Raw genomic sequence first — 12,627 nt, 5'->3', positions numbered from 1 at the left:
GAGCGGGTCCAGTCGGCTACCGTCGGCAGCGACCTTTGGCTCGGTGGACATTTGCGATCGTCAGATTCGGAAATACAAATCGAAGCAAGTTGACGCTGAAGCGCACAAATCCGAGTCCCCTCGCTGTCATGTTGCGCCGATAGACTGGCGCGGCAACATGATCCGCGCCACACCTGCGGCACATGTTGCTGTCCCTTTCTGTCAGGGCGAAACAGGCAGCAACATTCGCGCATGCTCAACTTCGATGGCGCTTGGTTGACGAAGCACATGAATCCCGCGCCCGGACCGTAAGATCAAACCGGCTGTCTCGAAGGCGTCGAGCCATCCTTCCATCGGCCATATATTCCAGCGCTTCCGAAAGAGGTTGGCGTTGCGGACAATGTCATTCAGGTGCTGAAGCGGTGGGTCGAAAACGTCGTGATATTGGTGAAAGGCACCAGCACCGCCCATGAACAGCAGCGGTAAGCCTGCCTCCCGCGCGCGGAAGCCGAAGTCGGTATCCTCGCCGCCATAGCCGGTAAACGCTTCATCAAACCCGCCCAGATCAAAAAATCTCTGGCGATGCAGGCCGAATGCCAACGACCAGAAAAGACCGGCATTGTCCTCCTGACGCAGACCGTTTGCAGGAAAGTGTCGAACAGGATGTCCATGCGCCCGCGAAAGAAGATCCGCTTCTTCCCATTCGCCACGGGCATCGTCAGGGCCAAGATAGCGTATGTCAGCGCAGATCAGCACGTCATGATCGTGCAGGCATTGCGTGATGGCCCCTGTTAGTGCGCGCATCGGGATGCAGTCGACGTCCAGGAACAACAGCTTGTCCCCTTTGGCCGCCCGCGCGGCTGCGTTCCGCGCTGCCGCGAGCGGCAGTCCCGGGCCATCAAGACGTAGGACATGAATTGGAAATCGCGCCTGTTCGGCATGGATCGGCGGATTGCTGGCCATGTCGACGATGATGAGTTCGTCGGGGCAATGCGTGCTGCGGCGCAGACCTTCGATGAGTTGCGCCAGATGCGCCGATCGGTTCTTGACGATGGTGAGTACGCTCAAGGTCATGCGCAGACACGCCATAGATCAAGACGGTACTTGGCCGTCCGCTGCGCCGTGATCTCGGTGATGGCTGGGGCAAGTGCAGTCTGCATTTTATGCACCGCATCATCCCCGCTCTGGGGATAGTCGGTGTCTCCAGTCCAGTGGACCAGCAATATGTCGCCGCCGGGCGCCACATGGCCGGTGATCCACCGCGCGGCACGGCCGATGTCGTCATCATCCCAATAATAGGCGACTTCGGACAGGGTGATGAGGTCGAAGACCCCGCCCACCGGTGCCTGTCCCGGAAAAGCCATTTGGCCAAAGGAGACGTGATCAAACGCGGCACAGCGCTCGCGCGCGGCCTTGAGCGCGGTTTCGCTGATGTCGATCGCCAACAATGCGTGGCAATGGGGCGCCAATGACTGCGTCAGTACGCCCTTTGCGCAGCCAATCTCGAAACCCAGTCCATAGGTGCGCCCACCCAGCGAGCGGATGCTATGGGCATATTTGTCCCGCTCATAGGCGCTGCTTTCCAGATCCCAGGGATCGTCGGTCGAACGAAACATCGTCTCGAAATAATCCTGATCCAGGCTGGCCTTGCGCCGCGTCATGAGGCTCTCCGCAGGTAAAGGATGTCGCTAGCGGGCATCGCACGACGCGTGGCAGGCAGCCGAAAGCCGGGGCCGTGGGACGCGGTAAGCTGGCTGCGGTGCGCGGCCAGGGCATGGCGGCGCTGTCCGCGTAGCATGGGCGCGGTGCGCAATTCGCGATAGCTGGAGGAGGCCGGCGGCAGCGCCCAGACGACATATTCGGCAATTACCAGCCTGCCCTTGATCCGCTTTCCCACTGCATAGGCCAGTTGTGCGGCGGCTTCATGGTCGCAATGGGGTTCGTGACGGGCAGTAACGGCCAGAGCATCGACCTGCCAGCGTCGGCACAGTGCGGTCAGCCGTCGCGCGGCGCGGTCGAAAGCAGGGTGTCCTGGCGGGACGGGGGAGGCGTCCTGCCAGTCAAGATGCACCGGCGGTTGATTGCGGTTGCCCGTCAGGCGGTGAAAGGCGGTGGCGGCTTCGCGCTTGCGGCTGCCTACCAATGTCCCCGACCTGCCCGGCATTGTCTCATGCGAACCAGACCCGTCGGTGAGATAGACAAGGCCCGCCAGTCGCCCCGCCTTCGCCGTCTGAGCAATAAGCGCGCCAGCCCCCAGCGTCTCGTCATCGGGATGTGGCGCAAGAACCAGCCAACGCAGCGTTCGCCACGGCTTCGCAGATAGAGAGAGACCTACCACAAGGCGTCCTCCGCGCCCCATGCGTCATGGTCCAGCCAGGTGAGCGCGGCCTGATCGCGGGCATAGTCAGGTCCGCCCTGTCGCAGATAGAGGCTGAGGTCGCGGATGACTTTATCGATCCTTTCGCCGTCCATCGCGCTGCGCGTGCCGATGATGCGCGTCGCCAACTCCATCACGTCCAGACCTGCACGCTCAACAATGCCGCGCGTCATGCGGGCGAAAGCGGGACCATCGGGATCTTCGTGCGCAGCGCGGAGTGCGCATTCGCGGATCCAAAGATAGGCGGTGCGGGCCGCAGCAACAGCGTCGGCGAATTTGGCGCGTTGCAGCGGATCGGCGCGCGCTGCATCAGACATGGCGAGCCGCGTTTGCGTCAGCAGCGCCTCGATCCCACCCAGTTGCACGGCAGTAAAGCGCCAAGCACCCGAGGTGAAGCGCGGTTCGCGGTCATAGTCGCCGGGCCGGCCCAGCAGGTGAGATGGATCGATCGCCATGCCCGTCAGGTCATAGAGGCCGCTACCCGTTGCCCGCATACCCCTGGCCCGCCATTGCGACAGGTCTGTCCGGGCGGGTTCGTCGGCGCGAACGACGACCAGTTGCCGTTCGCGCTGTTCAGGCTGCGCGGTGATGATGGCATAGGCAAGTCCCCCTGCGCCCGTCGCGAAAGACTTGCCGCCCCGCAGCATGGATTGGGATAGCTGCACACCCGGCGGCGGCTCGGTGGCCCACACACCGTAAAAGGCGCCCTGATCAAGTTTTCGGCCCAATTCGGCCTTTTGAGTGGCAGAGCCAAACCAGTCGAACAATGCGAGTGCGTTGACATGGCCTTCATAGAGCCGTCCGACGCTAAGGTCTGCGCGACCGACGATCCGCAGGATGCGCATCAGACACTGGTTGCGGGTGGCGGCGTCCTCAAAGGCTTCGCCGCCGCTTTCGATGGGAGCGAACGTGCGATGGATATCAGCTGCGACCAGCGCCTTCAGGCTCTCGACCGGAAAGACTGGCGCGGCATCATAGCGGCTGCCAAGCGCGACAAGGGTGGGGGTGATCGCCTCCGCGCGCGCGATCGGGCTGTCGATGCTGGAACGGGTATGGTGGGATAGGGTCATGCGACGGGGTCCAGTTCTTGAACAGCAGCCGCGGCCATTCCCGCAAGCCAGCGAGCGGCCGTATCTACGCCATCGCGATCGTGCAGACGCTTGCGGCATTGCGACGGGAGCATTTTTGCCTGGCGGATCAAGCCTGGCCACTGGTCGGGAGACGGCCATGTTTCCAGAACGACCGCGGCGTTTAGCCGACCCAGCCCGTGCGCTGTAGCCAACTGCTCGTTAAAAGGGCGGTCCTCCGGGATACAGAGAAAAGGACGGTTGGCAGCAAGAACCGCACTCACCAAACCGTCTCCTGCAGCGCCAATTATCAGCCCAGCGCGGGCGATTTCCTGTGCCGGATCGTTGACCCATCCAGCCAGATCGAGATTTGCGGGTCGATCGGCCGTTGCGGTTACAGGCCCGATCACCCGCCATTGCATATTCGGGCAGGCACGGGCCGCTTGCGCGATCGCTGGGCCATCGCCCGGCGGGCCGCCCCGACCGATCACCACGAGTATGCTGTTATCCTCGGCAAGATGATCCGGTGTGGCTGGCGTAATGCCGGGAAGATAACGGCTCTTGTTCCTGATCCACGGGGGCGTCGATGCCATTTCCAAGTCGCGATGAAACGGCGCAAGTAGCGCTGTCGCGCCCCTGAAAGCGTCAAGATGGGCTACGTCGCTGCGATCGCCGTTAAGCCGCACATAGATGCTGGTGACCGATGCGAGGCGGGCCAGCATCGCCACTTCAACCGAAACATCGACCACCAGCAATGCAGGGCGCGCGGTCGCGATCCAATGGGCGATCTGGGCCACGCGGGACCGTACGCCTTCATGGTCCAGAGGCGCGTAGTGCAAGGCAGAGGGGCGTGAAGCCGTCTCATCCACACCGTCGAAGCTGCCAGAAAGGGGGCGGTCATCGCACAGGTCAATCCCTGCCGTGCCCAGCCCCGTGCCCAGCAGGACAACAGGCCAGTCGATGGCGGCGGCGATCGCCTCCGCCCGCGCGCGATGGCCGGCGCCATGATGATGAACATAGTAGCCGATAGGGCGACGGTTCATGGCTGGAGTTCCAGCACCATGTCGTGCGGCATCGGGGGCAGCAGGGGTTCTTGCAACGCGATCAAAGCAGCGCCATCGGGCTGCATACGCAATTGCCTGCGCCAGTGCGCGCGTTCGTGCCAATGGGTAAAGGCTGGCGTCATGGGTGAGATGTTTTTTCGGGCGCTCGCGAACAATGTCCGCATACCGGCCGCCATGCCGCCGTCGGCGCGTCCATCCAGCCGTGGCGAGACCCGTGTGGAGACCGTGACGGGATGGACAAGCCGTCCGCCCTGGGCGAGCGCTGCCATTACGAGCGCGCGGTCCTCTCCGCTCGCGATTGCGGGAACACCGCCGCAGGCGAGATAAAGCGCAGCGCGAATGGCGAGCGAAGCGCCGGTATGATCACCATGGCGGGGCGCGGGGTCCCAGGGCAGAGGATCGATCATATCCTCGATGGTACGGACGCTCACCCAATACCGGTCCCATGCCATGCGCAAGCGCTGCACTTGCGGTGGCAGGGGTTCTGCGCCATCTATTTCAATCCGGCCGCCCACCATATCGGCGCCACGCGAAAAGGCAGCGGCGATATTGCGCAGCCAGTCGGTCGGAGGGCGGCTGTCAGCGTCTGTACTGACGAGAGCCGTATTGTCCAGTGCAGGTAGAAGCTCGAGGCCTTTGTCCATTGCCAGCCGCCGGGCTGATCCGGCGTGCGCAAGGTTCGGCGCGAAAATATGTTCGGTTATGCCTATGTTGAGCCGCCCGGCGTAACGCTGGCGGGCGGCCTCGACAACAGCGCGGCTATTGTCGCTACTGTTGTTGATGGCTATCGAAACCGGGATCAGATCGGGCCAGTCCTGCATCGCAAGCGCATCGAGCAATATCGGCAGGCGTGCCGACTCATTCCGCGCAGGCACGCAGACGCACAGCGTCATGGCGCTCTCGTCAGCCAAGGGAGGCCGAGCTAGCGCTTGGTGCCGAATGGGGCAGACGCGTCGAGGGCATCAGATGGATGGATGCTGTTTTTTCGCTGCGGACAGTTGAAGCCGCCGTGGCAATCTGACGCAGATATAGCGCCTCATAATTATCGACCATGCGATCGGCATCGCACATCTGTTCCGCTCTGGTCCGACACGCGCTGCGGTCCAGCGCCAGCGCGGCCAGCACAGCGTTGGCGAGCGAGGTCACGTCATCCGGAACTGCAAGGACCCCGCATTTGGAATCCAATATTTCAGGGATCGCCCCGCGCGCAAAGGCCGCGACCGGCACGCCGCAGGCGAGCGCTTCGGCAACGACCAAGCCATAAGGTTCATCCCACATGGGTGTACAGAGGAAGGCGCGCGCGCCGCCAACGAGGTGGGCGAGTTGCTCGTGAGTCAGATGTCCGACATGAGCGACATCCTGACTCAGCGCCGGTGCGATCTGTGTCCGGTAATAATCATCGTCGAGGATTGGCCCTGCAATCTTTAGCGGAAGGCCAACGCGCCGGGCAGCTTCGATCGCCAGATGCAATCCCTTCTCCGGGACGATGCGGCCATACCAGACCAGATAGGGATCGACGGCGGGCTGAGGATGGAATGCAAATTTTTGCAGGTCGATGCCGTTCCATATCACTGCATCGCTATGTGTGACGTGGTTCCAGAGAGCGGCAACCGAGCGCGACACGGCGACGAAACTATGGCTGCGCGCTGTACATAGGCGGATACCACTTTCCAGCCAGCAGAAGGGCGGCGTGTGCAACGTCGTCACCATCGGCATGGGCAGGCTGTCGGCCATAGCTACAGGCAGATAATGAAGCGAATTATTATGGATGATGTCGAAGTCGCGATGGCGTAAATCGGTCATAAGACTGAGATAGGCATGATGTTCGCGAAAGAAGGGCACGTCGCTGGCTTCGGTCGTACCCACCGTTTGTATCGCGGTTTCGGCGCAGATCGCTTCCAGATTGATCCCCGGCTGCGATCGAGATGAAGCAAACAGCGTCACTGCATGGCCTCGATCCCTCAGCGACCTTGCCAGCAGATGCGTGTGCATTTCCAATCCACCGGCAAAGGGCTCGGCTATCGGATGTTTGAGATGGGCGATGATGCCGATCCGCATAGAGTGTCATCCTCTCGCGCGCGTGATTGGGGATGGCGTGAAGCCATCTCCCCGTTGATTTTCGTAAAGATCCGCGATCAGGCGTCGGGCTGGGCGTCCAGATCGACCGTCAGTTCGCGCGACCAGTAGCGCAACGCCCGGCAAGCGGTCAGGAATGACCGGGCATCCTTTGCTGTCGCCAGCGGCAGGCAGGCTTCGTCCAGATCATCGGCTATCCCTGCCTTTTCAAACAAATTCTGCGCCTCGGCTGTCAGACCGATATATTTGCAATGCGCAAATGCATCCGTGACGAAATCCTTGGCGGCCGCGTCCATGGCTAGCAGCGCAGCGCCTTCCTCCGACGCCACCACGGCAATGGCGTCGAACAGAACGGAGGGACCCCCGTCTATCTTCTGTTTGGCCGGAACCGCTGTGCCATCCGACAGGGTCACGCCGCCGATCTTGGGCGCGACAACCTCGTAAACCGCACCCTCCTTGTCGACCGCCTTTACCAGCGCATTAAAGACGACAGCATCAGCGCCGTCGGTCAGGAGGATGCCCAGCTTACGCCCCTTGAAACTGTCCGGCCCGTTTTTGAGGATGCTCAGTGCATCAGACGTCGGCAGGTCCATCATGGTGGGTCGCGCAGCCTTCGCCGGGTCGGGCAAGGCAAGACCAAGCCCGTCAGCAACAGTTTGCGCCAGAGTAGCGTCGATGTTGATCAGGTGCGAGACGGTTCGTGAGCGAATGTCGGGACGTTCGACCTTGCTCAGTTCAAACACGATCGCGTCGCCGATATGCTTCTGCTCGGTAGGCGTTTGGCTGATAAAGAATTGCCGCGCCTGGCTGTAATGATCGGCGAAGCTTTCCGAACGGACCCGTTGTTTGGGGCCATCGGCCTCCTGCGTGAAGCTGTTAAAGCCACGCACCGGGTCTTCGCGCGGACCGCCCTGCGCCGCCCCCCAGCTATTTGGCTCATAATTGGCGCGCCCCTTGGGATTGCGCATCGCCATATGCCCATCCTGCTGAAAATGGGCCATCGGACATTTGGGCGCGTTGATCGGCAAATGGGTGAAGTTGGTGCTGCCCAGACGCTTGATCTGAGTATCGAGATAGGAAAAATTGCGGCCCTGGAGCAGCGGGTCGTTACTGAAATCGATGCCCGGCGGTACATTCTGGGTCATGAAGGCGACCTGTTCCGTTTCGGCAAAGAAATTGTCGACGACCCGGTCCAGAACCAAACGCCCAACGATGCGGACAGGCACCAATTCCTCCGGAATCAGCTTGGTCGCGTCCAGCACGTCGAAGTCGAAGCTGTCGGCAAACGCATCGTCAAACAGTTGGACGCCTAGCTCCCATTCGGGAAAGTCCCCGGCGTTGATCGCGTCCCACAGGTCGCGACGATGGAAGTCAGGATCAGCGCCGTTAATCTTGACCGCCTCGTTCCACATGACCGATTGCAGGCCCTGCTTGGGCTTCCAGTGGAATTTGACGAAGGTCGATTTGCCATCCGCATTGACGAGGCGGAAGGTGTGGACGCCAAAGCCCTCCATTGTGCGCAGCGAACGCGGAATGGCGCGGTCCGACATCGTCCACATCACCATATGGAAGCTTTCGGGCGTCAGGCTGATAAAGTCCCAGAAATTGTCATGTGCGGTCTGGGCCTGCGGAAAGTCCCGGTCCGGCTCCGGCTTGGCGGCGTGGATCAAATCGGGGAATTTGATCGCGTCCTGTATGAAGAAGACAGGGATATTATTGCCGACAATGTCCCAATTGCCTTCCTGCGTGTAGAGCTTCACGGCAAAGCCGCGCACGTCGCGGGCGAGATCGGCGGAGCCTTTGGACCCTGCGACCGTGGAGAAGCGCACGAAAGCGGGAACGCGCTCGCCGACCCGCTGGAGGACATCCGCGCGGGTGACGTCGCTTAAGGATTCCGTCAGTTCGAAATAGCCGTGCGCACCGTAGCCGCGAGCATGGACAACGCGTTCCGGGATTCTTTCATGGTCGAAATGAAACAGTTTTTCGCGGAAATGCGCGTCCTCCAATAAGGTTGGGCTACGCACGCCCTGTTTCAGGCTGTTCTGATCATCGGCAACCGGGATGCCATGTGCCGTCGTCAAGACCGCGACGTCGCCTCCGGCAACCTGATGCGTTTCGCCCCCTTCTGCCTGCGGTTCTGCAAAGTTCATTGAGAGAGTTTCGGCAGGTGCAGGTCGGGAAGCCTTTCTGGGCGTATCGCCGGGGACTTTACCGGCGGCGGGAGGGGGCTTGGGCATGGGGCATCCTTATGCACGAGAGAGGCGCCGGACGCGTTTCCAGCACTTTTTAGGGTCATCCGAGATAAATGCGAATTCCCGCATGGTCGGGAACCCGTACAACTTGCGGAGAGATAACCCGGCGCTCTTCAGCAAGTTGCGCAGACGGATCCAAAACTAATGTACGTTATAGCGATTTATTTCCGGCGGCTGGATACGGCGTCGCCACGGACCGTTGCTATTGTCCAAACCCAGGTTTTTTCACCGTGAAGGACCAATCTTGTTTACCGACAAATTTCTAAGGGATCGTCGCGGCGTCGAACTGGATGTTCATGAACGCGCCATTCTGGAAAAAGCGGTTTTCGAAATACGAACGATCGATGCGCGCAAGACTGTGGTGCAGGCTGGTGACACGCTGTCCGTGAGCATGTTGCTGCTGGAGGGCTTCATGTGCCGTTACCTGGACGATCGCGAAGGGATGCGCCAACTCGTCGCTGTCCAAGTGCCAGGGGATTTTCTGGACCTGCACGGCTATCCGCTCAAGATATTGGATCATGATGTCGCAAGCCTGACAGCGGCGACGATTGCAGTCATTCCGCACCAGGCTTTGGACGACATCAACGCGACAATGCCCGAGCTCACACGCAAGCTATGGTTTTCCACCCTGCTCGATGCTGCCATGCACCGGGCGTGGCTCTTCCGTCTGGGACGGCTGGACGCAGTTGGGCGCGTGGCGCATTTTCTGTCTGAAACCAACGCCCGCCTGGTGCCGGTCGGCTTGAGCGACGGAAAGCGCTTTGCCTTGGGGCTAACCCAGGCGGATATTTCGGAAATCTGCGGCATAACCAGTGTCCACACCAATCGCGTGCTGCGACAGTTGCGGGAAGAACGATTGTGTATCTTTCGCTCGTCGCTCGTGGAAATTCTCGACGTCGAAGGTCTGGCCCGCAGAGGTCAGTTTAATCCTGCCTATCTCTACATTGAGACTATATCGGATCGCTCAGGCATCGAAAGGCTAACATCATGATACCGCCAGAAGATTCCAGTGTTCAGTCGCTACCAGGAAAAGCGAGCGTGGAAGAAGGGCTTGTCCTGCTCGATGGGCCTAATGGCGTCGCGGTGACCATGACTGCCTATGCTGCATCAGAAACCGGCAAAAGTTTGATTGAAGCCGCCAGGATGATCAAGGAAGAGACGGAAAGTGAAAAACTGTAAAACAGATTTTCGTCCAACAATTTGAAGTGTTACTTAATTCAATATAAGTTTACCTGGCCTATATTGTCCTTTTTATTCTGTCTTTTCGTTAAATGATTCTCCAGCATTTCGCGCTCATGATCAATGGCGCACCAGATCGACATCTCTCTGTTGATCTTGACGTACATTTCGTTGAGGTGTCAGCTACAGCGCCGCCGGACGGTGCTTGACCGACTGCGCAGGCTTCAGCGTTCAAGCGCCCTATCAAGAACATCGACGAACAGATCGACATTTTCGCGACTGAAGATCAACGGTGGGCGGATTTTGAGAATGTTGTGGTCGGTGCCGCAGGCACTGATCAGGACGCCGTTTTCGCGCATGTCGTTGACGATCTGCGCGGTACGAATGCGGTCCCCTGCCTGTGTCTCACGATCCGACACAATATCGGCGGCGACGAACAGGCCCGCTCCCCGAACATGGCCCAGGCACTCGTGACGCGCCCGAAGCGCATCGACCTTCTCCAGCAGATAGGCGCCGACGTCCCGCGCATTGTCTTTGATCTGGTCGCGCTGAATGACCTTGAGAACGGCCACCGCTGCTGCGCAGGAAACGGTGTTACCGGCGAAGGTATTGAAATAACGCGCGCTGTTGCCGAACTTTTCCACAATATCATGGCGCGCAAGAAGCCCCGCGATTGGCTGGCCATTGCCCATCGGCTTGCCCAGGGTAACGATATCGGGGGTTACGTCATGACGCTGAAAGCCCCACATATGGCTTCCAGTGCGACCAAAACCCGGCTGCACTTCATCAGCAACGAAGATGCCACCTGCTTCGCGGATCGCATCGACGGCACCCTTCAGAAAGCCAGGCTCCTCCGGCAGAATGCCATCGCTCGTAAAGATTGAGTCCACGATCAGCATAGCAGGCCGGATGCCATGCCGCATCAGATCCGCAATTGCCGTTTCGACGTCGCGCTGGAAGCGCTCCGCAACATTTGGTCCACTTCTGTAGGCGGCTGGCGCTGGAACGGTGCGAACATGCGCACCCAGATTGACAGCCGGCCCAAGCGTGGGTGAGAATTGCGATACGGTGTCGGTTATGCCGTGATAGGCCGTTTCGGTGATGATGATGCCGGTCCCGCCGGTCCGCACCTTGGCGATGCGGTAGGCAAGGTCGTTCGCTTCGCTGCCGGAGCATGTCAGCATCATGTGCGACAATTCGCTGCTGACCGTCGACAGCAGGCCGTCCGCAAGTTCAAGAATGGTTTCATGCAGATAGCGGGTGTTGGTGCACAGCGTCGCAACCTGCCTGGTGATCGCTTCCACCACATCGGGATGGCAGTGTCCCAGAGAAACGACATTATTATAGGTATCGAGAAATGGCCGGCCGGATGCGTCGTAGAGCCACACACCCTCGCCCCGGACGAAGTGGAGCGGCTTTTGATACATCAGGCGATAGGCTGGTCCGAGCAAACGGTCGCGCATCGCGACCATGTTCGCCTCATGCGCGTCCAGTTGCACCTGGCCGGGAATGAAGGCGTTGACCGATGAATTGTCTTGGATCGTCATCATTTGTCTCCCGACGAACAGAATTGCAGTAATTGCGCGCTGGCCTCATCGCGCGAAAGCCGCTGAAATTGATCAAGACCCTTCCAGGCAAGACCATTGTTGCGCATGATATATTGGTAATTGTCGGGGTAGCGGGCTGCGCGCCATTCGGTGATCAACACGGTGATCACCAAGCGTGCGGTCACGAGATCAAGCAGAACGGCCTTTTCCGTATGCTGCAGGGGTAAAACTGCGTCATAAGCGCCAATCATTTCCGCTGCGCCACGCAGCGGATCCGGGTCATCGCCCAGCTGATACGCGGCGGCGGTCGCGATTTCCCCGACCAATGGCCCATGGACGATGTCGCCAAAGTCGATGACGGCCGCCACTGCTTCGCTATCATCCGGATCGACCAGCACGTTGCCGAGATTGAAGTCGTTGTGGATGAGTTGCGCCCGCAACCCCTTCAATTGCGGCAGGACGCTGGCTTCATAGTCGGCCATGAAATTCTGCAGGAGTTGGCGTCGCGCGGGATCGGCCACGCCTTCGATCATGCCCTTCAGCCTGTGCGCGGCGGCAACGTTCCACAACAGATCATGGTTGGCGGCGGGATGGGTGAAGCCTTCCAGTGCCCGGTCCAGACGGGCCAGACAGTGGCCCAATGCGCGCCGTTGCTGGCTGGTCCGTTCTGATTGATGCAAGGGTGTGCCCGGCAGGAAGGTCAACATCCGCAGGATGGACAATCGACCATCGTCCAGTTCGATAGCCGTTTCGAACGCGCCGTCGTTCGCGGCCACCATATGCGGTATAGGAAGCGTCGGATCCTTCTGACGGATATGATTGAGAACGCAGGTCTGAAGATTGACGATCTCGACCGCTTCGGCGGGATTGGAGAATTTCAGCAGGAACTTGCGTCCATCCTGGCCATCCATTCTGAAATTACGGTCGCGTTCGCCAGACAGCGGGTGCGCATTCAATTCCAGCCCGTAGAAGCGCCGCGCGCAAGTTTCGGCATCCTGCGGCGTGACCTGTGGCGGCTTGGTGGTGAGCGTCGGATCGAGTAACATCTATCTGCCTATGATTGTCGGCGTCAGATGGTTTGCATCC

At 60.1% G+C, this 12,627-nt stretch carries 12 protein-coding genes; 2 read left to right on the top strand and 10 right to left on the bottom strand.

Annotation, left to right across the window (positions count from 1 at the left end; genetic code table 11):
• Positions 1 to 201: 201 nt before the first annotated feature.
• The 8 genes from IWY39_RS17825 to IWY39_RS17790 form a co-directional block, all read right to left on the bottom strand.
• Positions 202 to 1,068 (bottom strand): glycosyltransferase family 2 protein, encoded by an 867-nt coding sequence (locus IWY39_RS17825; RefSeq protein WP_107125724.1) that lies wholly within the window; start codon positions 1,066 to 1,068, stop codon positions 202 to 204.
• Positions 1,050 to 1,640 (bottom strand): SAM-dependent methyltransferase, encoded by a 591-nt coding sequence (locus tag IWY39_RS17820; RefSeq protein ID WP_107125723.1) that lies wholly within the window; start codon positions 1,638 to 1,640, stop codon positions 1,050 to 1,052. Before IWY39_RS17820 ends, IWY39_RS17825 begins: the two co-directional genes overlap by 19 nt.
• Complete coding sequence (locus IWY39_RS17815) at positions 1,637 to 2,317, bottom strand: PIG-L deacetylase family protein (protein WP_181316811.1); 681 nt, start codon at positions 2,315 to 2,317, stop codon at positions 1,637 to 1,639. The genes IWY39_RS17820 and IWY39_RS17815 overlap by 4 nt, the downstream gene beginning before the upstream one ends.
• Positions 2,311 to 3,426: an acyl-CoA dehydrogenase family protein gene (locus IWY39_RS17810; RefSeq protein WP_107125722.1), complete on the bottom strand. Its 1,116-nt coding sequence runs from the start codon at positions 3,424 to 3,426 to the stop codon at positions 2,311 to 2,313. Before IWY39_RS17810 ends, IWY39_RS17815 begins: the two co-directional genes overlap by 7 nt.
• Positions 3,423 to 4,466 carry a glycosyltransferase gene (locus IWY39_RS17805; protein ID WP_107125721.1) on the bottom strand — a complete coding sequence of 348 codons (1,044 nt, stop codon included), beginning with the start codon at positions 4,464 to 4,466 and terminating at the stop codon, positions 3,423 to 3,425. Before IWY39_RS17805 ends, IWY39_RS17810 begins: the two co-directional genes overlap by 4 nt.
• On the bottom strand, positions 4,463 to 5,398 hold the full coding sequence (locus tag IWY39_RS17800) for a glycosyltransferase (RefSeq protein WP_107125720.1): 936 nt from the start codon (positions 5,396 to 5,398) through the stop codon (positions 4,463 to 4,465). Before IWY39_RS17800 ends, IWY39_RS17805 begins: the two co-directional genes overlap by 4 nt.
• Positions 5,391 to 6,545 carry a glycosyltransferase family 4 protein gene (locus tag IWY39_RS17795; RefSeq protein WP_107125719.1) on the bottom strand — a complete coding sequence of 385 codons (1,155 nt, stop codon included), beginning with the start codon at positions 6,543 to 6,545 and terminating at the stop codon, positions 5,391 to 5,393. Before IWY39_RS17795 ends, IWY39_RS17800 begins: the two co-directional genes overlap by 8 nt.
• A gap of 77 nt (positions 6,546 to 6,622) precedes the next feature.
• Positions 6,623 to 8,800, bottom strand: coding sequence for a catalase (locus IWY39_RS17790; RefSeq protein WP_181316810.1), 2,178 nt, complete (start codon positions 8,798 to 8,800; stop codon positions 6,623 to 6,625).
• A gap of 259 nt (positions 8,801 to 9,059) precedes the next feature.
• Here IWY39_RS17790 and IWY39_RS17785 point away from each other — a divergent pair, with 259 nt between their 5' ends.
• Both IWY39_RS17785 and IWY39_RS17780 read left to right on the top strand, forming a co-directional pair.
• Complete coding sequence (locus IWY39_RS17785) at positions 9,060 to 9,806, top strand: Crp/Fnr family transcriptional regulator (protein WP_181316809.1); 747 nt, start codon at positions 9,060 to 9,062, stop codon at positions 9,804 to 9,806.
• Positions 9,803 to 9,994 (top strand): hypothetical protein, encoded by a 192-nt coding sequence (locus IWY39_RS17780; RefSeq protein WP_107125717.1) that lies wholly within the window; start codon positions 9,803 to 9,805, stop codon positions 9,992 to 9,994. Before IWY39_RS17785 ends, IWY39_RS17780 begins: the two co-directional genes overlap by 4 nt.
• A 224-nt stretch (positions 9,995 to 10,218) precedes the next feature.
• On the opposite strand, the gene IWY39_RS17775 is transcribed toward IWY39_RS17780, so the two are convergent.
• Both IWY39_RS17775 and IWY39_RS17770 read right to left on the bottom strand, forming a co-directional pair.
• On the bottom strand, positions 10,219 to 11,544 hold the full coding sequence (locus IWY39_RS17775) for an aspartate aminotransferase family protein (RefSeq protein ID WP_107125716.1): 1,326 nt from the start codon (positions 11,542 to 11,544) through the stop codon (positions 10,219 to 10,221).
• Positions 11,541 to 12,587 carry a phosphotransferase gene (locus tag IWY39_RS17770; RefSeq protein ID WP_107125715.1) on the bottom strand — a complete coding sequence of 349 codons (1,047 nt, stop codon included), beginning with the start codon at positions 12,585 to 12,587 and terminating at the stop codon, positions 11,541 to 11,543. The genes IWY39_RS17775 and IWY39_RS17770 overlap by 4 nt, the downstream gene beginning before the upstream one ends.
• Positions 12,588 to 12,627 lie beyond the last annotated feature (40 nt).

It is taken from the genome of Sphingobium sp. JAI105, assembly GCF_015752145.1.
Classification (GTDB): Bacteria; Pseudomonadota; Alphaproteobacteria; order Sphingomonadales; family Sphingomonadaceae; genus Sphingobium; species Sphingobium xenophagum.
This window is presented reverse-complemented; position numbering and strand designations above follow the sequence as displayed.

What these genes read in the sequence shown, in the direction of transcription:
- IWY39_RS17775 (WP_107125716.1), bottom strand. Translation starts at nt 11,544, where the DNA reads ATGATGACGATCCAAGACAATTCATCGGTCAACGCCTTCATTCCCGGC.
- IWY39_RS17790 (WP_181316810.1), bottom strand. Translation starts at nt 8,800, where the DNA reads ATGCCCAAGCCCCCTCCCGCCGCCGGTAAAGTCCCCGGCGATACGCCC.
- IWY39_RS17780 (WP_107125717.1), top strand. Translation starts at nt 9,803, where the DNA reads ATGATACCGCCAGAAGATTCCAGTGTTCAGTCGCTACCAGGAAAAGCG.
- IWY39_RS17805 (WP_107125721.1), bottom strand. Translation starts at nt 4,466, where the DNA reads ATGAACCGTCGCCCTATCGGCTACTATGTTCATCATCATGGCGCCGGC.
- IWY39_RS17795 (WP_107125719.1), bottom strand. Translation starts at nt 6,545, where the DNA reads ATGCGGATCGGCATCATCGCCCATCTCAAACATCCGATAGCCGAGCCC.
- IWY39_RS17810 (WP_107125722.1), bottom strand. Translation starts at nt 3,426, where the DNA reads ATGACCCTATCCCACCATACCCGTTCCAGCATCGACAGCCCGATCGCG.
- IWY39_RS17825 (WP_107125724.1), bottom strand. Translation starts at nt 1,068, where the DNA reads ATGGCGTGTCTGCGCATGACCTTGAGCGTACTCACCATCGTCAAGAAC.
- IWY39_RS17820 (WP_107125723.1), bottom strand. Translation starts at nt 1,640, where the DNA reads ATGACGCGGCGCAAGGCCAGCCTGGATCAGGATTATTTCGAGACGATG.
- IWY39_RS17770 (WP_107125715.1), bottom strand. Translation starts at nt 12,587, where the DNA reads ATGTTACTCGATCCGACGCTCACCACCAAGCCGCCACAGGTCACGCCG.